This window comes from Pseudomonadota bacterium, assembly GCA_039815145.1.
GTDB lineage: Bacteria > Pseudomonadota > Gammaproteobacteria > Steroidobacterales > JBCBZW01 > JBCBZW01.
In genome coordinates this window covers 18,627-39,255 of sequence record JBCBZW010000039.1, presented here as the reverse complement: position 1 = coordinate 39,255, position 20,629 = coordinate 18,627, and the positions used below count along the sequence as shown (strand labels likewise).

Sequence of the window (20,629 nt, the reverse complement as noted above, 5' to 3'; positions counted from 1 at the left end):
TTTGCTTTCGTGTTTCTCTGCTCCCCCTCGCCCGCCCCCCCCCCCCCCGCCCGCCCCCCCCCCCCCCCCCCCCCCCCCCCACCCACAAACACCCCCCCCCCCCCTCCCCCCCCCCCCCCCCCCCCCCCCACCACACTAGGACCTTGGGGCATCAGGCATTCAGTCGACGCTGGCGGGCGATCGGTTCAATGCAAGGCTTCAGAAGATGCGACTGAGGGAGAAGAAGATGCGGTCGACATCGCCGGCAAAGGTGTCGGCGCGATAGGCCGCGAGGCCCGCCGACACGCTCGTGCGCCCGCGCCGAGCCGTCATGCCCAGATCGAGCTCGGTGCCGTAGCGCTGGCCGCCGCGTTCGGCCCAGAAGCCGTGCTGGCGAGCGAACACCTGCACCTCATCCACCAGGGGCACGGTGGGTTGGAAGCGCCATTGCACCTCGAGGGAGAGATCGCGCACGCCATCGCCAGGGGTGTTGAAGAACACATCGGCGTTACCCTGGAACTTACGCAAGGTCGCCAACGGCGTCTGAAAGCCCACGCCCTCCTCGCTCCCGCCCAGCACCTCGCCACGCAAGGTGGCCGAGAACCGTGCGCGCTCGTAGGTCGCCGACAGCAGCCCGTAGTCGGCGCGATAGCGTTTGGGGTTGTCGGCGAAGTCGCGTTGGGTGGCGTAGGACAGTTCCCACCGCAGGCCATGGCCCTGCCAGTAGCGTCGTCCCGTCACGCGAATACCCGTGGTCTGCGACGACGCCTTGTCCGTGCGCTCCTGCGCCGGCCCCGTGCGCAGGTCGAGGGCGTAGTGAAATAGGGAGAGGCGCCCGGCGGGGCTTGGCAGATTGAGGTTCAGGGCCAGGCTGTCGCCGACGAAGCTGCCGAAGGGCGAGTCATCGCCGAGCACGCGCTGGGTGCGCCGCAGGTAGGCGGCATCGAGGAGTACGGTGCCGCCGAGGTCGGCGCCGAGGCGCACGGCGTCGAAGGTGCGATCGTTCTGGCGAAAGGCCGAGACGCCCAAGAAGCGTTCGTCGTCGAGGACGATCCGTTGCCGGCCGATCGTGAGCAGCTTGCCGGGCGCGAACTCAGCTTGCAGTTGCAGGCGATTGAGCTCGCGACCGTCGGGGTCGAGAATGAAGGGCCTATCGAGACGGTTAGTCCAGTTCTCGCGTCCATCGTTGAAGCGGGCGATGAGGTCCTCGTTACCCTCCACCTCCCCGAGAAAGGTGAGGCGCTGGCCCAGGGGCACCTCGATGGCGCCGCGGTAGCGCACGGTAAGCGCCGTCGCGTCCTTCGGGTTCAGCGAATCGTTCACCGTCTCGTAACGGAGTCGCCCATTACCGAGCAGGCGGGGTCCACCGCGTGCGGACGCCTCCTCCTCCAGCGCACTCGCCGGGAGCATCGGGGTGGCAATCGCAGCCACGCCCATGCAAGCGAGTAGCATCGCCGGCAATCCGCTGTGCGATCGTGGCAAGCGCTGGATCCTCGGGTGGGGGCTCGCCCACCGCGAGCCGTCAGTCTCAGGGCCCTAAAGGATGCCGAGCGGGCCTCGAGAGGGGAACCCACAAAAAATTTTGAACCCCCTACGTTTTTGTCACGACCAACCCGTAGAGCCCTTGCTGCGACGCGGTCCGAAGGCCGGCGCTGCCGCCCCATCTACGCTACGATATCGCTCGCCGTGGCACCGTCCCGAACCGGAGATAAGCGCTTGAACGACAAGACCTCTGAGCCCGACACGCTGATCGCGCTGATCCCCGAGTTCGTCAACGGCCAGCTGGGCGACGACGAGCGCCGACAGGTGCAACAGGCGGCCGACCAAGACCCTCGCATCGCCGCCGAAATCGAGGTGTTCCGCAGCATCCGCCAGGCCGTGCGAGAGGGAGGCGACGTAAGCCCTGCCGAGGAGCTCGGCTGGCGTCGCCTGCAACGGGCCCTGCCGCCCCGCGAAGCGCCTGGGACGGCTGACCAGCGCCCAACGACCTCGCCCTTGTGGCGGGCGGCAGCGGCGGTGCTCGCCGCCGTGGTGCTCGGCCAGGCCATCATGCTGTCGAACACCGGGAGCGATCGCTACGTCACGGCTGGCGATCCCGCCCAGGTCGCCACCGCCGCGTTCACCCTCCAGGTGGCATTTCAACCCGATGCGTCGGAACAGGCGTTACGCGCCCTGCTCCTCGACACGCGCGGCCAGATCGTCTCCGGTCCCTCGGCCTTGGGGCTCTACCAGCTGCAGTTCGCCGATGAAGGCGCACGCGACGCAGCGCTCACGAGCCTTCGCGAGCGCGCGGATCTCGTGGTGAGCGCGACCCTGCCGTAAACAGCGCTCAAGCGCCGCGGCGCTTGAGGCTCACACAGCGCACGATCAAGCGCTTGGCGTGCAGGATGCGCGTCTTGATCGTACCGACCGGGCACCCTTCGACGTCGGCGATATCTCGGTAGGCCATATCTTCGAAGAAGGCCAAGTGCACGGCCCGACGATGGGCCTCACCGAGCGCTTCGACGCACTCGCGCACCACTGCCGCGTCCTGCATGGCTTCGAGGTCGTGCTGCAGGTCCTGCGACTCGTCCGCATCGTCGAAGTGCTCGGGCTCCGTCGGCACCATGCGCGAGGTGGCGCGCACCCGGTCAATCGCCTTGTTGCGTGCGATGCCGAAGATCCACGACTTGGCGGAGGAACGCCCCTCGAAGCGGGTCGCCTGGGTCCACACGGCCAGCATCGCCTCGTGCACCACGTCGCCGCCCTCGTGTTCGTCCGAGAGCCATGTCCTCACGAAGAAGCGAAGCGGCCCCGCGTAGCGATCGTAGATCACCTTCATCGCGGCCTCATCGCCCGCCCCGATGCGCGCCAGGAGCGCAGCGTCGTCTTCAGAATCGTTTGGGGTGTGGGTCACAGCGATAGAGGGCTATCTGTCGGGCCAGGCGGGTCGCCTTGAGAATCGTACCGAGGCCTTGTGCGCAAGGCGAGTAGCACGCCCTGCATCAGGGCTGATCCAGGCCCTCGAGCAGGCGCCCGATGAGCGCCGGCCCCTGGTAGACGTAGCCCGTGTACAGCTGCACGAGATCGGCGCCCGCATCCAACTTGGCCTGCGCTGTAGCGGCGCAGTCCACCCCGCCGACGCCGATCAGGGCCACGCCTGTACCCAGGTGCGAACGAACCGTGCGCAGCATGGCGGTGGAGGCTTCGAAGAGCGGCTTGCCAGAAAGGCCACCCGCCTCCTCCCGCACGGCGTCGACGGCGCGCAAGGTGGCAGGCCTGGCGTTGGTGGTGTTCGAGACGATGACCCCTTCCACCCCGCTCGCCTCGATCACCGCGAGGCTGTCCTCCAGGCCTTGTTCATCCAGGTCCGGTGCGATCTTGACCAACACCGGGCAGCGCTCACCAGCGCCGAGGCATTGCTCACGGGCATCGAGACACTCGCTCAGCAGCCGGGTGAGTGCCTCCTTACCTTGCAAATCCCGTAGGCCTGGGGTGTTCGGCGAGGAGATATTGATCGTGAGGTAGTCGCCGAGGGCAGCGAAGCGGCGCACGCCGAGGACGTAGTCGGCGATGCGGTCTTCGGCATCCTTGTTAGCGCCGATATTAACTCCGATCACGCCGGGACGCGCGCCCTTGGCAGGCAGCCGCTCGAGGCGCACCGCCAAGGCGTCGTGGCCTTCGTTGTTGAAGCCCAGGCGATTGATCAGGGCACCATCGGCCACCAGCCGGAAGACTCGCGGGCGCGGATTGCCGGCTTGCGGCCGGGGCGTACTGGTGCCCACCTCGGCGAACCCGAAGCCTTGGGCCAGCACGGCCATCGGCACCCGGCCGTCCTTGTCGAAACCGGCGGCGATGCCGATGGGGTTCGCGAAGCGCAGGCCGGCCACCGTGCGGGCCAGTCCGGGGCGCGGACGCAAGGCCGGAGCGCTCGGCCGTAGCAGGCCGCTCTCCAAGGCCTTGAGGGAAAGCTCGTGCGCCTCCTCGGGCGACAGCTGGAAGATCAACGGACGCATCAGCGGCCAGGGCAGCCAGGAGACGCTCATCGGTCGAGCCCCCAGGCCGTCGCGTTGGGCAGCGTACCTTCCGCGCCGATCGCCCCGACGCCGACCACCGCTGCCATCGGCAGGCTCGCGTAGAGGTGCGGGAAGCGCTCGCCGTCCCGCGACACCTCCCACTTCAGGGCGCCACCGCACTGCCCGGCGTCGACGGCCACCAACACCAGGCCGCTGCACCCGGCGAAGTACTTCTCGAGCGTGCCGCGCACTTGGGAGGCCGCCGAGAAATGGATGAAGCCATCGCGATGATCGATGGCCGCTCCTCGGTAGACGCCGGCCTGCTCCGCCTCGCGCCACGCCTGCCCGTGTTCGATCTTGAAGATCAGTTCGGGACGCCCATCACTCGCTGCCATCGTCGCTCCGCTGCCGCCAACCTGCCGCTCACCACGAGCGCCCTGCGACCGCGTAGCTTACGCGAAACGGTGCTATTCGCCCGCACAACAGGACGATTGGGCCTCGCTGCGCAGTTGCTCCTCCACCCGTGGCACCGTGTCCTCTCCGTAGGTGCGTCGGGCGCCGTGGGTGTGAAAAGTCTCCCAGACCACGCCATCGGGGTCGCTGGCCCAGTGCTTGTTCGACTCGGCGTAGCAGCAGTTGGCGTCGCGCTCTTCCACGGTGCTGATCTGCGCATGGGCGAGGCGCCCGGCGATCTCCTCCAGTTCCTCATCACTCTGGGCCTGGATCCCCACGTGATTCACGCCGGTCGCGCCACCGCCATGGGTGGAGACGGCAAGGTTGATACGGGGGTCGTCCACCATCCACTTGAGGTAGTCGTGTTCGATCACGCTCGGTTCCTGGCCCAGCAACGCGGTGTAGAAACGCCGTGCCGTGGCCAGATTCTCCGTGCGTAGGTGCAAGTGAAAACGCTTCATCAATGCTCTCCCAAAGGAAAAGGGCGCTAGTCGGTGGTAGCGGAGCAACAGACCTCGCCGCGGGCATCGAACACGCCGGCGCAGCAGTCCTCCATCAAGAAGGCGCCGATCGCTCGGATCACCGGGTAGTCGGCGCGGCAACGAAGCTCCCGTCCCCGCCGTTGCTGAGTGACCAGTCCTGCCTCCACCAGCTTGCCTAGGTGATGGGTCAAGGTGGTGGCCGGCGTGCCGATCGCCTCGCGCAACTGGCTGACGTTCATGCCGTCGGTACCCGCCCGGACCAGCAATCGCAGCAAGGCCACGCGGCTGGCGCTGCCGAGGGCGGCGAAGGCAGCGGCGGCGCTGCTGTCGGTCATGTCGACGTGATCGATCATGCAAATAACTATACCTCTAGATATATAGTTATTCAAGCCTCGCCAATTGCACCGCGGTGCGACCGGCCCTGCTGTCACGGTGATGTCACCCGACGGACCCCAAAGGGACACGCCAGCCGTCGAATCCCCGTAACACCCACTCGGTACGTTGCCTCCCGCTTGCATCCCTACCCTCGGCTAAGGAGATCATTGATCATGCTGACCGCTGTCACGCCGCGGCGCCCGTCCGTGGCAGGCGCCCTCGCCTCACTGCTCATGGCCGCTGCCCCCGCTTCCGAGGCCCAGCTGGCGCTGGAGTTCATCGGTGAAGCCACCCTGCCCACCGGGCAGCAATTCGAGGGCACGGAAATCGGCGGCCTCTCGGGCATCGACTACGACCGCGCCAACGACCTCTACTACGTGCTGAGCGACGATCGCTCGAGCATTGACGACGCGCGCTTCTACACCATCACCATCGACCTCGATGACGGCACCCTGGACGACGGCGACGTCACCTTCGAAAGCCTGGTGACCCTCCTCGACACCGACGGCCTGCCCTTCGAGGCCTCGGGCGTGGATCCAGAGGCGATTCGCCACGACCCGATCACCGGCAGCCTGTACTGGACCAGCGAGGGTGATGCCAGCGCCCTGCAGGCACCGTTCGTGCGCGAGATGAACCCCGACGGCTCCTTCGTCCGCGAGTTCGAAACGCCCGTCAAGTACGCGCCCACCGAGGACGGCCTCGCCGGCATCCGTAACAACCTGGCCTTCGAGAGCCTTACCTTCTCCGAGCGCCGCACGAAGCTGGTCACGGCGACGGAGAACGCCCTGGCCGAGGACGGCCCGTCGGCCACGGTCGACAACGGCAGCCCCAGCCGATTCCTGGTCCTCGATGTGGCCACCGGCGAGGCCGGCGCGGAGTTCATCTACGAGACCGACCCGGTGGCCGCGGAGTCCGACCCGCCCGGCGACTTCACCACCAACGGCCTGGTGGAATTGCTGTCCCTCGGCGGCGGCAACCGCTTCCTCGCCGTGGAGCGCTCCTTCTCCGTCGGCGTCGGCAACGCGATCAAGCTGTACCTGGTCAGCGTGCGGCGGGCGGATGACGTCAGCGACGTCGACAGCGTGGAGGGTCAGGAGGTGCAAGTGGCGGCCAAGACCCTGCTGCTGGATCTCGCCGACTTGCAGATCACCCTCGACAACATCGAAGGGGTCACCTTCGGTCCGCGGCTACCGAACGGTGATCGCTCGTTGATCCTGGTGTCGGACAACAACTTCAACCCGGATCAGTTTACGCAGTTCTTAGCCTTCGCCCTGTCTGTCGGCGACTAGGAGCAAGGCCTCCAGGGGTGGGACCGCAAGGCCCACCCCTTCGAGCAGCTTTCCTCAGGAGTCTGCGCTGCGCAGCCCCATCCTTCGCAGCAAGGAGATGTAGCGCGGATCACTGCGCACGCCTGCCAGCTCTCGCAGGAGCGGCAGGAAGATCATGCCCCGCGAGCGCCCTTCCAGGCCGGCTTCGAGATAGGCAAACCCCTCATCGACGTGCCCGCCGGCAAAGGCGACGCGGGCCAGGAGCACCGAACTCACGTAGCGTTCCTGCGCCTGCTGCGCGAGCTCGCCGGCGATGGCGTCCCCACCTTCGCGATTGCCCGCCGCGTAGTACCCAACCGCCAGGTTCGCCAGCTGCCCCGGCGCCCGAGCGCGACGCGCGACGTCCTCTTCGAACACCTCGATCGCCTGCTCGACCTCGCCGCTCGCGAGCAGCGCGCGACCGAGCACTGCGGCAGCGTCAGGGTGGCTCTCGGCACGGCGGGCAGCGCTGATCGCCTGCGGCAGGCGGTTGGCATTGAGGTAGCGCCAGGCGGCGTTGGCATGGACGTAGGGATCATCAGCGCTGACCGCGAGGCGACGCTCCACCATGGCGATCGCCTCCTCGTGGCGTTCCAGCACCGAGAGCAGCAAGGCGTAGCCGAGGGTGTTGTAGGGGTCTTGCGCGAGGGCCTGCTGATACTCCGCCTCGGCGGCCGGGAAGTCCCAGTCGTACCAGGTGAGAATGTCCGCGTGCAGGCTGCGCGCGTCCGCCAGGTTCGGCGCCAGCGAGAGCGCGCGCAGGGCCGCCTCGCGAGCGCTCGGGTACGCCTCGGACGGTGTGAGCGCGCCGTAGCTCGTGCCCAGGAAGGTGTAGGCCCAGCCCAGAGCGGCCCACGCCTGGGCGAACTGCGGATCGATGCCTACCGCCGTCTCCAGGTGCTCGACGGCCTGCCGCAGATCCGGCAGCGTCTGCCGGAAGGTGTGGTAGCGACCCAGCAAATAGAGCTCGTAGGCAGCGATGCTGTCGGTCGGCAGTCGGTCCCCGTTGCGCGCCGGGGGCTGGACAGCCGCCGAGGCCTCGTCGATCAGCGCACTACTCACACGCGCCGCCACCTGCGCTTGCAGGTCGAAGAGACTACCTACGCTCAAGTCCGCCTCGAAGCTGTCGGCCCAGAGCAGCGTCTGCGAGCCCGCGTCGGCGAGTTCCAGCGCGAGCTGCAACTGGCCGTCACTCGCGCGGGTCAGACGGCCGCCCACCAAAGCATCCGCCTTAGGCACTTCGGCCTGGCCGGACAGGCGCGTGCGTGAGCGCACCGCCAACCCGGGCACGGCGGTTAGCCGCGAGCGCAGGGCGTCCTCCAAGCCGAGCGCGACGTGGGACTGGTCGGCCTCGGCCTCGAAGGGCAGCACGGCCACCGTAATCAACTCACGACCTTCGCCGGCGTCGACCGGGGGCATCGGTCGCTGTGCTGTCCACCAGCCGATGCTCGCGGCGAGCAGAACGAGGCCCGCGAGCACCAACCCCCATCCGCGCCATGGGGACGCGCGGCGAGCGGCACGCGCCTGCCTCTCCTCCACCGCCCCGTCACTGCCTTGCGTGACGGCGAGGCGCGGTACCCGCTCGACGGGCAGTTGCCAGCGGTAACCCTCACCACGCACCGCCACCAGCCAGTGCGCCGAGGAATCCCCCGCCGCCGGTGCCAGGGCCTGGCGCAGCAGGCGCGCTCGCTGTGCCAGCGTCTCATCGCTCACCGCCGTGCGCGCCCATACGGATTGGATGAGTTCGTCCTTGCTCACGGTGTGTGGCGCACGGGTGACCAATGCGAGGAGCAGGCGGTAGGAGAGCTTGGGCAGTTCCACCCAGCCCCCGTCGCACGAGACGCGCTCGGCTTGGGGATCGAGCTCCAAGGGGCCGGAGCGCAGCAACATGGGCACCGCGCCGCCAACGTGGGGGTGTGTCGCGACCTCCGATGGGTGTTGCGAATCGCCCATGGCGCGCTACGCGTGCCCCCAAGGCATTGATCCGACAGCGTCTTTTTCGAGCTTCATCCGGCCTTCATCGATCTTCATCGAGGCTTCAAGCATCTGCCGTGGCGCGCCCCTAGGGTGGCCCCTCCTCACACAACGGAAATGATCAGGAGCCCCCATGCGCCTCGCACACGTCCTCTTCCTCGCCCTCGTCGCCCCAGTGGCCATCGCCTCCGCGTCCGCCGACGACGGCGGTGGTTGGCACCTGAACGCCGCTGCCGGGCGCGCCATCATCGACGAGCAGTTCGACGACGGCACCCTCCTAGACACGAGCAGCACCGCGTTCCGCTTCTCACTCGGCTATCGCTTCGGTGACTACATCGGCCTAGAGGCCGGCTACCACAACTTCGGTGACTTCGAGCAGGAGACCCTGATCGACGGCACCCCGGCCGACGTCTCGCTCAGTGCCGACGGGTTCACCTTGGCGCTCACCGGGCGCATCCCGCTCGGCGAGCGGGTCGCCATCCTCGGTCGCGCCGGCGCCTTCTTCTGGAACGGGAGGGCGCAGATCAACGACGTCACCTCCGCCAGCCCCGATGACACCAACCTGCTGCTCGGATTGGGCGTCGGCTATCAGGTAGCGGCACCTCTGATGATCACCGCAGACGTCTCCCACTACGCCCTCGACGACGCCGACAGCACCGTGTTTTCGATCGGCCTCGAGTACCGCTTCGGACAGCGCTGAGCGCCAGCGCCGGTACCGACCTTCAGATCGGTCGGTACCGGCACCGCCCGGTGGGGCTAGGCCTCGGGTTTGCGGAAGACCACCGTCATGCGATCGGACTCGCCGATGGCCTCGAGCGACGCCCGCAGTTCGGGGTCTTCGCCACTGGTGGACAGGTTCGGCGGCAGGCGCCAGACGATATCCTCCGCCGTCGGCTGGTCCGCCCGGTTGCGGTTGATGCCCGACTCCATGAGCAATTCGAAGCCCGCGGAGATGAAGGCCCGCTTGACGTCCGCCTCCTTGAGGTAGCCGGCGGCGCCCGTCGCCCACTCGTCCGGTGCATCGTTGGGTGCGCGGTGTTGCACCACGCCGACCAGGCCACCGGGCTTGAGCACTCGCATGGACTCTTCGATCGCTCGGCTCATGTAGTCGCCGTCACCTTCGAAGCGTGCCAGGTTGTGCAAGGCGCGGACGAACAACACGCGATCGACGGTGCCCGAGAGGTAGTCGGGCATGGTGCCGAGCGTGTAGGCCTCCACCGACGCCGCGCCCTCGATGTCCCAACCCGCTACCTGTTCGGGCCATTGGGTGGGGAACTTGACGCGCTCGGCGATCGCTTCATCGTCGAAGAACCCGAACAGCGGCCAGAGACTGTCCTCGTAGGTGGCGCCGATCAGCGTGCCGTCGCTGCCCAGGTAGGGCAGCAGGATCTTGCTGTACCAGCCACCGCCCGGCAGCGCCTCGACCACCGTGTGGCCGGGCTCGATCCGAAACAAGCGGATCGTCTCCTCGGGGTGGCGCCACTCATAGCGCGCCTGCATCTCCTCGGGCTGGGCCGCCAGCACTTCGGCCAGACGATCGACTTGCTCCTCAGCTGCCGGGGCCGCCGCCTCGGGCGCGGGGGCTTCGGCGCTCGGCGATGCCGACGGCTCGCCCGCCGCCTCCTCGCCCGTCTCGGCGCAGCCGGTGAGGGCCAGCGGTAGCAGGGCGATCCACCATGTCCAGTGCTTCATCTGTCTCTCGCTCCATCGGTTGGTTCGTGCGGGCGCACGCAGGGCTCCTTAGCCTACACGCTGCCAGGCCTCGTACAAGGCAGATGCGCGGGGAAGGTGGCCGGCGCGGTTGCGTCAGGCCCGGTGGGCTGGTCAGACTGCCTCGTCCGCGCGAGCAATGGAGGCGATTCGAGATGACGACGGCGACCATGAGCAGGGGCGCAGCCCTCGGTGCATTCAGCGTATTGCTGACCCTGGCGGTCGGCGCCCACACCCCCGCCGTCGCCGACGACGCGCCCAACGATCAACTCATCGACGGCCTGGCGTTGCGCAGCATCGGTCCTTCGGTCTCCGGCGGTCGTATCGCCGATATCGCCGTGCACCCCACCCGCCGCAGCACCTGGTATGTCGCTGCCGGCTCCGGTGGCGTCTGGAAGACGGTCAACGCCGGTATCACCTGGTCACCGCTGTTCGATGACCAAGCCACCTATTCCATCGGCGAGATCACCCTCGACCCCCAGCGCCCGGACACCGTGTGGGTGGGGACGGGCGAGAACGTCAGCGGTCGCCACGTCGCCTGGGGCAACGGCGTGTACCGCAGCCTCGACGGTGGCCACTCGTGGCAAGCCATGGGACTCGCGCGCAGCGAACACATCGGGCGCATCCTCGTGCACCCGCAGGACTCCAAGATCATCCTGGTGGCGGCCGAGGGCCCTCTGTGGGCGGACGGCGGCGAACGCGGCGTGTACCGCAGCACCGACGGCGGCGAGAGTTGGACCCGCGTGCTGCACGTGGACGAGCGCACCGGCGCGACGGACCTCGAGTTCCATCCCACCGATCCCTCGATCGTGTACGCCGCCACCTACGACCGGCGTCGCACCGTGTGGTCGCTGCTCGCGGGTGGCACGGGCTCGGGCCTGTGGAAGTCCACGGACGGCGGCGTGACCTGGCGGCGCCTGAGCGCGGGCCTGCCGCCCGCGGATGCGGCCGTAGGCAAGATCGGCATCGCGGTGACCCCCGCCGCCCCCGACCGGGTCTACGCCACCATCGAAGCTGACGCCGACCATCTCGGCCTCTACGCGAGCGAGGACGCCGGCGAACGCTGGCAACGCCGCGCTGAGTACATCTCCGGCGGCACCGGACCGCACTACTACCAGGAGCTGGAAGCCTCGCCCCGCAACGCCGACCACCTCTACCAGATGGACGTGTTCATGCACGTGAGTCGCGACGGTGGACGCACCTTCACCGAGCTCGGCACGGGGCGGGAAAAGCACAGCGACAACCACGCCCTGTGGATAGACCCCGACGACCCCACGCACCTGATCGCGGGCACCGACGGTGGCCTCTACGAGAGTTTCGACGACGGCCGCAAATGGCGCCACTTCCCTAACTTGCCCATCAGCCAGTTCTACAAGGTCGCGCTCAGCAACCGCACGCCCTACTACGACGTGCTGGCAGGCGCGCAGGACCTCGGCACCCTGCACGGCCCCTCGCGCACCCTGCACACCGAGGGCGTCCGCAACCAGGACTGGTACGTCTCCTACGGCGCCGACGGCTACGGCGTGGCCTTCGATCCGCTAGACCCCGACGTCTTCTACCAGATGAGCCAGAACGGCAACCTCGTCCGCCACCACCGACCCAGCGAGGAAGACGTCTACATCCGCCCGCAGCCCGCCCCTGGCGATCCGCCGGAGCGCTGGAACTGGGATTCCCCGCTGCTGGTGAGCGAGCATGCCCCGCAACGCCTGTACTTCGCCTCCCAACGCCTCTGGCGCAGCGACGACCGCGGCGACAGCTGGACGCCGATCAGCGGCGACCTCACCACCAACGCCAACCGCTTCGAACTGCCCGTGGGCGGACGCGTGCGCAGCGCCGATGCGCTGTGGGATCTGCGCGCCATGTCGCGCTACGCCACGCTTACGGCCATCAGTGAATCGCCCCGCGACGGTGCTCGCCTGTGGACCGGCAGCGACGACGGCCTCGTGCACACGAGCGACGACGGCGGTGAACGTTGGCGTCAGGTCACCCCGCCTCCCCTGCCGGCGCAGGCATTCATCAACGATGTGGAAGCCTCCCAGCATGCTGTCGACGGGGCCTTCATCGCCGCCGACAACCACAAGACGGGCGACTACAAGCCCTACCTCTTCGCCACCGACGACGGCGGACGCAGTTGGCGGGACATCTCGGGCAATCTGGCCGACGGGGTGATCGTGTGGGCCATCCAGCAGGATCACATCGAGCCGAACCTCCTCTTCCTGGGCGCGGAGAACGGCCTCTACGTGACCCTAGACGGCGGCAAGCACTGGCGCCGTTTCAGCGCCGGCGTGCCGACCATCTCCTTCCGCGACGTGAAGCTCCAGCGTCGCGACGACGACGTGGTGGGCGCCACCTTCGGTCGCGGCCTCTACGTGCTCGACGACTACGGCCCCCTGCGCGCGGCCGCCGCTGATCTGCGCCAGGGCGGTGACGGCATCCCCGGTGACGACGCTGGCGCCCTGTTCGCCGTGCGCGATGCCTGGTGGTTCCTGCCCGCCCAGCCGGGCCAGGCGATCGGCCTGCCCACCCAGGGCAGCAGCGCCTGGCGCACGCCGAACCCGCCACACGGTGCCGTCTTCAACGTCTTCCTGAGCGACGTTCCCCTGTCTGCCAAGAAGGCGCGACGTGAGCAGGAGCAGAGCCAAGCGAAGGACGGGGCCGACGTCGCCTTCCCAGGCTTCGAAACCCTGCGCGATGAAGCCCTCGCCGGGCAGACCCGCTACGCCCTCGAGGTCAGCGCCGAGGACGGCACCCCCGTTCGCCGCCTGTCTGTAGCGGCGAAGGAAGGCCTGCAGCGCGTCGCGTGGAACATGCGCACCGCGCCCGGGGAAGCCATCGATCTCTCGCCACCGGGCTTCTCGCCGCCGTGGTTTACAGATCCGGAAGGTGCCCTCATGGGGCCGGGCACTTACCGTGTACAACTCATCGAGGTCAGCGATCAGGGCGTTCGCACGCTCGGCAGTGCAGAGTCCTTCACCCTGCACGCCGTCGACAACCTGCCGCCAGATGCCGATCCCGCCACCACCGTGGCCTTCCGGGTGGAGCTCCTCGACCTGAGCCGTCGCCTGGACGCGGTGAACGGCGTACTGAAGGAGATCGACGCCCGCCTCCCCTACCTGCGGACCGCCTTGGAACGGACACCGAGCGCGGACGCCAGCCTCTACCAGGCGATCGACGACGTTCGCCGCTCCGTGGCGGCCATCCAGGAGACCCTGCGCGGCAACCCGGCCCGCGCCAAGCTCAACGAACCCGACCGCCCTGGTGTCATCTCCCGCCTCTACGCGGCGGGCGGTGCCCTGGCCACGCGCATGGCGCCCACGGCAACGCAGCGGGAGAACATGGCCCTCGCCCGCAGCGGCTTGGAAGATGTGGAAGCACGGGTGGAGCGCGTACGTGCCGAGCAACTCGCGGCCGTCGAGAGCGCCCTCGCTGAGGCAGGTGCGCCCTGGACACCGGGGCAGCGTATTGGCGCCAGGGACTGACCCGCACGCCGGCGCCCCCGCGGCGCCGGCGATCCCTCCCGGCCGACGCGAACCGCGATGATCAAGTTCCGACCGCGCAACTTCCTGCACAATCAGGAGACCACCTGGTTGGTGCTCGATCTGGCCATGCTCGGGCTGCTGGTCATCAACCTCGCCTGGTTGATCCTCGACTGGCTCTACGCCAGCACCTGGTTCCCGCCCCTCGTCTCGCGCCTATTGCCGGTGATCGGTGACTATTACGCCGCTCACATCGATCCGGTCTTCTGGCTCATCGACCTCGCCTTCGTGGCGGTGTTCCTCAGCGAGTTCGTGCTGCGCTGGGCGATCGCCGTGCGGCGCAAGATCTACGACCGCTGGTACCACTACCCCTTCCTGCACTGGTACGAAGTGCTCGGCTGCCTGCCCCTGGCCGGCTTCCGCGCCCTGCGCTTCCTGCGCATCCTCTCGATGGTCTACCGCCTGCAGAAGCTCGGCGTCATCGACCTGGCCGACACGGCACCAGCACGTCTGGTGGCCCGCTACTACGCCATCCTCGTGGAAGAGGTGGCGGACCGGGTGGTGGTGAACGTGCTCGACGGCGTGCAGGCGGAGCTGCGCGCGGACCAGCCGGTGGTCCGCCGCATCGTCAACGACGTGGTGCTGAAGCGTCGGGGCGATCTCGTGGAAGCCCTCGGCCGCCGCCTCGAGCTGCTGGTGGACGAGGCCTACGGTGACCACCGGGCCGACGTCAGCGTCTACGTGGACAACCTGATCACCAAGGCAGTGGAGGAGAGCCAGGACGTCAAGCGTCTGCAGCTCATCCCCGTCTTCGGCGCCTACGGCACGCGGCTGCTGGAACGCACGATCGCGCAGATCGTATTCGCTGTGATCGACGGTGCCGCGGCGGACCTGCAGTCCGAGCGCAACCGGGCCTTCGTCGAAGACCTCCTCTCCTCCACCCTGGACCAGCTGCTGCAGCACGATGAGCAATTCGACGAGGTCACCAACCAGATGCTCATCGATGCCATCGACCTCATCAAATCCCAGGTGCAAGTGCAGCGCTGGCGCCAGGAACACCCAGCCGATGAGGGCTCACCGCCGGCCACCCCAGCGCCGGTGACGCCGGTAGCACCCGACCCACGGTAGAATGGCAGCGCACCCGCAGGAGAACGACGAACCATGACCTACGTGCTCATCCACAACCCCGCCTGCAGCACCAGTCGCAAGGGGCTCGCGTTGCTCGAAGCGCAGGGCGTCGCCCCCGAACTGCGCAAGTACATGAACGTCTCCGAGCGACTCAGCGAGGACGAGCTGCGCGATATCGCCAAGAAGCTGGGCGGGGTGAGTCCGCGTGAGTTCATGCGCGCCAAGGACGGTCCCGCCCTCGGGATCGACGCGCAGGCGAGCGATAACGAGGTCTTTGCCGCCATGGCGGAGCATCCCAAACTCATCCAGCGCCCGATCGGCATCAAGGGTGCGCGCGCCGCTGTGGGCCGCCCGATCGAGCAGCTCCTGGAGATTCTGTAGGAAGGTCGACCCAGCGTGGGTGATAGGTCGCCCCTCACCATCCTCTATCGCGACGAGCACCTGGTGGCCATCGACAAGCCGCCGGGTCTGCTGGTCCACCGCTCCAACCTCGATCGCCACGAAACCCGCTTCGCCCTGCAGCTGCTGCGCGATCAGCTGGGGCAGCGAGTGTTTCCGATCCACCGCCTCGACAAGCCCACCTCCGGCGTCCTGCTCTTCGCCTTGAGCCCCGAAGACGCACGCCTGCTCGCCCAGCAGTTCGAAGCCCATACCGTCACCAAGGACTACCTGGGGGTGGTGCGGGGCCATTGTCCCCCCAAGGGTACAGTGGACAATCCCATCGCAGACGAGCCCGGAACGAGCGCAAACACGACGCCGCGTCCTGCGCGCACGGCCTACCGCTGTCTTCGGCATGGCGAGATCGAGGCCCAGATCGACCGCTACCCGACCAGCCGCTACTCGCTGGTGGCACTCCAGCCCGTCACCGGCCGGCGCCACCAATTGCGGCGCCACATGAAGCACATCGCCCATCCCATCATCGGCGACACCACCTACGGCAAGGGCACTCACAACCGCTTCTTTCGCCAGGCATTCGCCTGCGATCGACTCCTGCTGGCATGCGTCGGCGTGCGCGTCCAGCACCCGCGCACCGGACGCGTCCTTCAGCTCCACGCCCATCCCGGTCACGCTTTCGAGCGGGTCGCTGCCGCCTTCCAATGGTCCTTACCACGGTCCCCATGGATGGCCGTGTAGGGGATTTCCGAAGCGGCAAAATTTGATTAGACGACATGGAGTCCGCTTATACTCCGGGGAGTCCTGGGGTTGGTGAGCAACCCCGAGCGAGACGCCTGGAGGAGCCCGGCGCCAGATGCAGAAAGTGAATGTGCACCATGTCGCCGCGCGGGCGGGTGTATCGATCAAGACCGTTTCGCGCGTGATCAACGACGAACCGAACGTCCGCCCCTCCACCCGCGAGGCGGTGCTGGCGGCGATCGAGGAGCTCGGCTATCGCCCGGACACCTCCGCCCGGCGCTTGGCCGGCAAGCGCTCCTTCCGCATCGCGTTGCTCTACGAAGACCCCGGCCCCTACGCGAGCCCGAGCGCGAGCTACCTCACCGATCTGCAGGGCGGCGTGCTCGCCCGCACCCAAGCCGAAGGCTACGAGCTGCTGGTCTACCCCTTCGAAGCCACCGCGGAGAATGCGCCTAGCATCGTGGCGCGCCTGGTGAAGGAGACCCGCCTGGACGGCTGCATCATCGCCCCGCCCTTCGCGGAGATGACGGCCCTCAACGAGATGCTGCAAGACCAGCACATGCCCTGCGTGCGGATCTCACCCGGTGTGCGTACGCGCGCGGACGAGTCGGTGCGCACCAACGATCGCGAGCTCTGCGCGGAGATGACGCGCTACGTCGCCTCCCTTGGCCATGAGCGCATCGGGTTCATCATCGGTCATCCGGACCATCGCGCCGTGCAAAGCCGCTACGTCGGGTACAAGGAGGGGCTAGAGAGCTGCGGCTTACCCTTCCACAAGCACCTCGTCCAGCAGGGCACCAACAGCTTCGAATCGGGCCAGGTGGCGGCACGCAAGCTGCTGAGCGGCACGCACCAGCGCCCGACGGCGATCCTCGCCAGCAACGACGACATGGCCGCCGGCGTCCTCTACGTCGCCCACGAGATGGGGCTCAGCGTGCCCCACGGTCTGTCCGTGACGGGCTTCGACGACGCCCCCCTGGCTCGCCACCTATGGCCATCGCTGACCACCGTGCGCCAGCCGATCTTCGAACTCGCGAGCGCAGCGGCTGATCTGCTGCTGGCTCGCCTTAAGGGCCACGACACCCGTCGCCTGCCGCGCACGGTGCTCGGAGAGCTGAAGATCCGCGACTCCACCGGCGCCGTCGCCGAGGACGACGCCAACGCCGGCGGACGCCGGCGCAATCGCTTCGCCAACGCCTAGGGAAGCTCTGCGCAAGTCTGGTCGCCAGCCCCGTGCGTCCAGCGACGCGAGATCAAGGCGCGCGAAGTTCCCTGTAGCCGCAGCTACAGGGAACTTTGCGCAACGCCGAGATCGGGTTGCTGGTGCGCGGGGATGGTGGGCGGACTTGTGCAGAGATTCCCTAAGTACTACTGCCCCAGGTAGAAGGTGTCCGTGCCGGTGCGGTTGCAGAAGTAGAGATCGTCGATGCCATCGCCGTTGGCATCGAACACTTCCACGTCGAACAAGCTGCCGATGGGCTGCTCATCGAACAGGGCCAGTCCGTCATCGGTGAAGGTACCGTTGCCGTCGTTGAGCCAGAAGGCGACGGTGCCGCCGAGGCTCAGGCGATTGGCCGGGGCCACCACGTCCACGTCACCATCGCTGTCCAGATCGACGAACTGGATGGTGAAGCTGCTCGCCCCCAGGGACACGCCCGCCAGCGCCGTCGCGGTCGCGTCGGTGAAGTTCCCCGCGCCATCGTTCAGCAGCAGCTGGTTCTCCTGATCGAAGCTGTTGACGAAGGTGATGTTGCCGAGCACGAGGTCGAGATCGCCGTCGTTGTCCACGTCGGCGGCGTCCACCTCACGGGTCTCGCGTGGATCGTTCGGTGGCAGGGAGTCGTTGCGCTCGGTGAAGGTGCCATCGCCGTTGTTGATGTAGAGGAAGTTAAAGCTCTCGTTGGCCACGAATAGATCCTGATCGCCGTCACCGTCCGCGTCGAAGAACAGCAGATCCTGGGTGGTGCCGAACTCGCCGAAGGACAGGTTGGCCGTGTCGTCCACGAAGGTGGTGCCAGGCTGTTGCAACAGGGTGAGGTTGGCGCCGCGGTTGCCCAGGATGATGTCGAGCAAGCCGTCGCCGTTCAGGTCGAGCACCTCGACGGCGTTGGCGATGCTGTCCAGGGGGATGGCGCCGACCACTTCCGTAAACAGACCCGTGCCGTCGTTGAGGTAGAACGCGTGCTCGGCGTCATCCTCGTGGACGGAGATCATGTCAGGGTCGCCGTCGTTGTCGAAGTCGGCCAGGCGCAGGTCTTCGTTGTCGCCGCTGCCGCCCAGGATCACGCCGGGGATCTGATCGAAGACGCCGTTGCCGTCGTTGCGCAGGAGCAGGTTGATGCCGAACTCCTGGGCCAGAACAAGGTCGAGATCGCCGTCGCCGTCCACGTCAGCGGCGCCGGCATCCATGCACATACCGGACAGGGACGGGATGTTCGCGGTCGCATCGCTGAAGCGGATCGTGACGCCGCCACCTCCGCCGCCGCCGCCGCCACCATCGGTGCCCCCGTCGCCACCGCCGCCGCCACCTCCGCCGCCGCCTCCCCCGCCCCCACAGGCGGTGAGCAGAAGCGTTGAGCTAAGGATGAGCAAGGCCGAAGCGGTGAAGCGAGCGTCCATCACGAGTTCCCTTTCGCGGTGTGGTTGACATCGATGTTGTAGAGCCTAGACACCCCTTTGCTCAAACACCAGTATTTCGTGAAAAATACAACAAACAGCTTGCGCGCTGGCGTGCGGTGCCCATTGGCGACCCGCCGGAAAAGCGGTTTATCCTAGTGGGATGAACGCAACGTCACTCCGCGCCTCGCCCCTGCGCTCGCTGCTCGCCATCACGTGCCTGTGCACCACGATCCTCTCCGGCGGCGTGCTGGCCCAGGGGGTGGACACGGCCTCAGAGCGCGCGCGGATCGCGAACGAGCGGATTCAGCGGGATATGCAACGGCGCCAGGCCGATGAGGAGCCGGCGGAGGAAGGTAGCGCTGCCGCGACGGCGACGGCGATTCCCCGCGGGCCGAGCAGCGGCGTGCCCTACGCGGCGACGCGACCGTCGGCCCCGCCGCCGAGCGCTGCGCCCGCCGCGACGTACGCGCCGAGCCAACCCGCGGCACCGAGCGCGGGCGGTGATGCCACCGCCATCGACGGTGACTACACGCGCACCCTGTCCCAGCTCCGTGTGCTCGGCGAGCTGCGCGATGCGGGCTACATCACCGAGGACGAGTTCTCCCGCATCAAGACGCGCATCATCTCCAGCGTCTTCTAGCGCCCCGCCGTGGGGGTTGCCCCTTTCGGCTCGTACACCCGCACGTAGTCCACCACGAGTTGCTGGGGGAACACGGCGTCGTCGATCGGCCCGCCGGCCCGCCCCCAGGCCCCGCCCACGGCGAGGTTGAGGATCACGTGGTACGGATGATCGTAGGGCCAGGAGCGCCAACCGTCATGCTCGTTGACGTAGGAGAAGTAGTGGGTGTCGTCGACGTAGGCATCGATGCGCTCGGGGGTCCACTCGAGAGCGTAGGCGCGAAAACGCCGGTCCACCTCATCGAGGATGATCCGCCCCTTGCGCTGCTCCCACTTCGCCCAGTAGTAGGCCTCGTTGTGGACCGTGCCGTGCACGTGCCCCATCTGGTAGCCAACGTGCTCCATGATGTCGATCTCGCCGGAGTTCGGCCACGCATCGCAGGCGTCGTTGCCCTGCCAGTCGCCATCGCTGCACTTGGTCGCGTAGCGAAAGGGATCGCTAGGTAACATCCAGATCGCGGGCCAGGTGCCCTGGCCCTGGGGCAGGCGCGCACGAACTTCGATGCGACCGTACAGCAGATCGCCCTTGCCCTGGGAGTGGATCCGGGCCGAGGTGTACTGCCCGTTCTCGTAGGTTTCACGGTGCGCTTCGATGATCAGGTGGCCGTTGGCCAGGCGCAGGTTGCGGGGCCGATCCGTGTACACCTGATCCTCATCGTTGACCTTGCGCGCCGGCCACAGATCGGGCGTCCAGCGCGCGTCGTCCAGGCGCTCGCCATCGAACTCGTCACGCCAGGCGAGCGTCCACCCGATGGCCGGCTCGGCCTGACGTACGGACAAGGCACTCAGCACGGGCTGCCCCTGGCGGGCGACGAAGTGCACGTCGAGGCGCCCGTCGCTGACCGCCACGCCCGGCACCGTCACCGTGAGCGCCGACTGCGCCTTGCCGTCACGCCAGCCCATGACGTTGATGTCTTCGATAACCCGCTTCTGCTCCAGATAGGCGTCGAAGGTCCTGCGACCGACCGGCACGGCCAGCGGCTCGGCGAAGTAGAAGGTCACATCGTAGGTACCGGAGGCCAGGGCATGCGCGATGCGCACATCCCCCACACGGTAGCCCGCGTACAACGCCGGATCCTGACTGCCCTTCACCACCTCGAGGGCCCCGGGGGTGCCGCCGCTCACGTCGGTCTCGGCGGCGAAGCGGGTGCCATCCATCGCCTCGTAGGCGGGACCGTTGACGTTCACCGCCCATACCGCTGACGGCGGTGCAGCATAGGCCGAACTGCCCAATAAACAGAGGCCTGCGACACTGACCACGATTGTTGTTTTCAAGGATCCCCCTCCCTGGTTGGCCCACGGAGGATTCTGAATGACAG

The 20,629-nt window shown here is 67.6% G+C and carries 19 protein-coding genes; 9 read left to right on the top strand and 10 right to left on the bottom strand.

Going from position 1 to position 20,629, the window contains the following annotated elements; translation table 11 throughout:
- Positions 1-198 precede the first annotated feature (198 nt).
- Positions 199-1,461, bottom strand: a complete 1,263-nt coding sequence (locus AAF184_12020; protein MEO0423059.1) for an alginate export family protein — start codon at positions 1,459-1,461, stop codon at positions 199-201.
- 234 nt (positions 1,462-1,695) lie between these two features.
- Here AAF184_12020 and AAF184_12015 point away from each other — a divergent pair, with 234 nt between their 5' ends.
- Positions 1,696-2,301 (top strand): hypothetical protein, encoded by a 606-nt coding sequence (locus AAF184_12015; protein ID MEO0423058.1) that lies wholly within the window; start codon positions 1,696-1,698, stop codon positions 2,299-2,301.
- A 7-nt stretch (positions 2,302-2,308) separates the two neighbouring features.
- Here the strand turns inward: AAF184_12015 and AAF184_12010 are convergent, their stop codons facing one another.
- From AAF184_12010 to AAF184_11990, 5 genes are all read right to left on the bottom strand, one after another.
- On the bottom strand, positions 2,309-2,875 hold the full coding sequence (locus tag AAF184_12010) for a sigma-70 family RNA polymerase sigma factor (GenBank protein MEO0423057.1): 567 nt from the start codon (positions 2,873-2,875) through the stop codon (positions 2,309-2,311).
- 88 nt (positions 2,876-2,963) lie between these two features.
- Positions 2,964-4,004 carry a quinone-dependent dihydroorotate dehydrogenase gene (locus AAF184_12005; protein MEO0423056.1) on the bottom strand — a complete coding sequence of 347 codons (1,041 nt, stop codon included), beginning with the start codon at positions 4,002-4,004 and terminating at the stop codon, positions 2,964-2,966.
- Positions 4,001-4,369: a DUF952 domain-containing protein gene (locus tag AAF184_12000; protein MEO0423055.1), complete on the bottom strand. Its 369-nt coding sequence runs from the start codon at positions 4,367-4,369 to the stop codon at positions 4,001-4,003. The genes AAF184_12005 and AAF184_12000 overlap by 4 nt, the downstream gene beginning before the upstream one ends.
- A 72-nt stretch (positions 4,370-4,441) precedes the next feature.
- Positions 4,442-4,888, bottom strand: a complete 447-nt coding sequence (locus tag AAF184_11995; GenBank protein ID MEO0423054.1) for a VOC family protein — start codon at positions 4,886-4,888, stop codon at positions 4,442-4,444.
- Positions 4,889-4,914: 26 nt separating this feature from the next.
- Entirely contained in the window at positions 4,915-5,262 is a 348-nt protein-coding gene (locus tag AAF184_11990) for a metalloregulator ArsR/SmtB family transcription factor (GenBank protein ID MEO0423053.1), read from the bottom strand.
- 195 nt (positions 5,263-5,457) lie between these two features.
- Between AAF184_11990 and AAF184_11985 the strand changes: the two genes are divergently transcribed.
- Positions 5,458-6,573, top strand: coding sequence for an esterase-like activity of phytase family protein (locus AAF184_11985; GenBank protein MEO0423052.1), 1,116 nt, complete (start codon positions 5,458-5,460; stop codon positions 6,571-6,573).
- A 54-nt stretch (positions 6,574-6,627) separates the two neighbouring features.
- On the opposite strand, the gene AAF184_11980 is transcribed toward AAF184_11985, so the two are convergent.
- Positions 6,628-8,544: a winged helix-turn-helix domain-containing protein gene (locus tag AAF184_11980; GenBank protein MEO0423051.1), complete on the bottom strand. Its 1,917-nt coding sequence runs from the start codon at positions 8,542-8,544 to the stop codon at positions 6,628-6,630.
- A gap of 154 nt (positions 8,545-8,698) precedes the next feature.
- On the opposite strand from AAF184_11980, the gene AAF184_11975 reads away from it, so the two are divergent.
- Positions 8,699-9,265 (top strand): porin family protein, encoded by a 567-nt coding sequence (locus AAF184_11975; protein ID MEO0423050.1) that lies wholly within the window; start codon positions 8,699-8,701, stop codon positions 9,263-9,265.
- 56 nt (positions 9,266-9,321) lie between these two features.
- On the opposite strand, the gene AAF184_11970 is transcribed toward AAF184_11975, so the two are convergent.
- Positions 9,322-10,257, bottom strand: a complete 936-nt coding sequence (locus tag AAF184_11970) for a methyltransferase (GenBank protein MEO0423049.1) — start codon at positions 10,255-10,257, stop codon at positions 9,322-9,324.
- A gap of 188 nt (positions 10,258-10,445) precedes the next feature.
- Between AAF184_11970 and AAF184_11965 the strand changes: the two genes are divergently transcribed.
- The 5 genes from AAF184_11965 (at position 10,446) to AAF184_11945 (ending at position 17,214) form a co-directional block, all read left to right on the top strand.
- A complete protein-coding gene (locus AAF184_11965; protein ID MEO0423048.1) occupies positions 10,446-13,754 on the top strand; it encodes a glycosyl hydrolase in 3,309 nt (1,102 codons plus the stop codon).
- A gap of 57 nt (positions 13,755-13,811) precedes the next feature.
- Positions 13,812-14,879, top strand: coding sequence for a hypothetical protein (locus AAF184_11960; GenBank protein MEO0423047.1), 1,068 nt, complete (start codon positions 13,812-13,814; stop codon positions 14,877-14,879).
- A gap of 33 nt (positions 14,880-14,912) precedes the next feature.
- On the top strand, positions 14,913-15,260 hold the full coding sequence (locus AAF184_11955) for an ArsC/Spx/MgsR family protein (protein ID MEO0423046.1): 348 nt from the start codon (positions 14,913-14,915) through the stop codon (positions 15,258-15,260).
- A gap of 15 nt (positions 15,261-15,275) precedes the next feature.
- Positions 15,276-16,013 (top strand): pseudouridine synthase, encoded by a 738-nt coding sequence (locus AAF184_11950; protein ID MEO0423045.1) that lies wholly within the window; start codon positions 15,276-15,278, stop codon positions 16,011-16,013.
- A gap of 115 nt (positions 16,014-16,128) precedes the next feature.
- Positions 16,129-17,214 carry a LacI family DNA-binding transcriptional regulator gene (locus AAF184_11945; GenBank protein MEO0423044.1) on the top strand — a complete coding sequence of 362 codons (1,086 nt, stop codon included), beginning with the start codon at positions 16,129-16,131 and terminating at the stop codon, positions 17,212-17,214.
- A 167-nt stretch (positions 17,215-17,381) separates the two neighbouring features.
- On the opposite strand, the gene AAF184_11940 is transcribed toward AAF184_11945, so the two are convergent.
- Positions 17,382-18,632 (bottom strand): VCBS repeat-containing protein, encoded by a 1,251-nt coding sequence (locus AAF184_11940; protein MEO0423043.1) that lies wholly within the window; start codon positions 18,630-18,632, stop codon positions 17,382-17,384.
- A 160-nt stretch (positions 18,633-18,792) separates the two neighbouring features.
- Between AAF184_11940 and AAF184_11935 the strand changes: the two genes are divergently transcribed.
- Entirely contained in the window at positions 18,793-19,272 is a 480-nt protein-coding gene (locus AAF184_11935) for an SHOCT domain-containing protein (protein MEO0423042.1), read from the top strand.
- Here the strand turns inward: AAF184_11935 and AAF184_11930 are convergent.
- The gene (locus AAF184_11930; GenBank protein ID MEO0423041.1) at positions 19,269-20,585 is read right to left on the bottom strand and encodes a family 16 glycosylhydrolase; all 1,317 of its coding nucleotides are present in this window, start codon (positions 20,583-20,585) and stop codon (positions 19,269-19,271) included. The two genes, AAF184_11935 and AAF184_11930, sit on opposite strands and share 4 nt — an antisense overlap.
- Between the last annotated feature and the right edge of the window lie 44 nt (positions 20,586-20,629).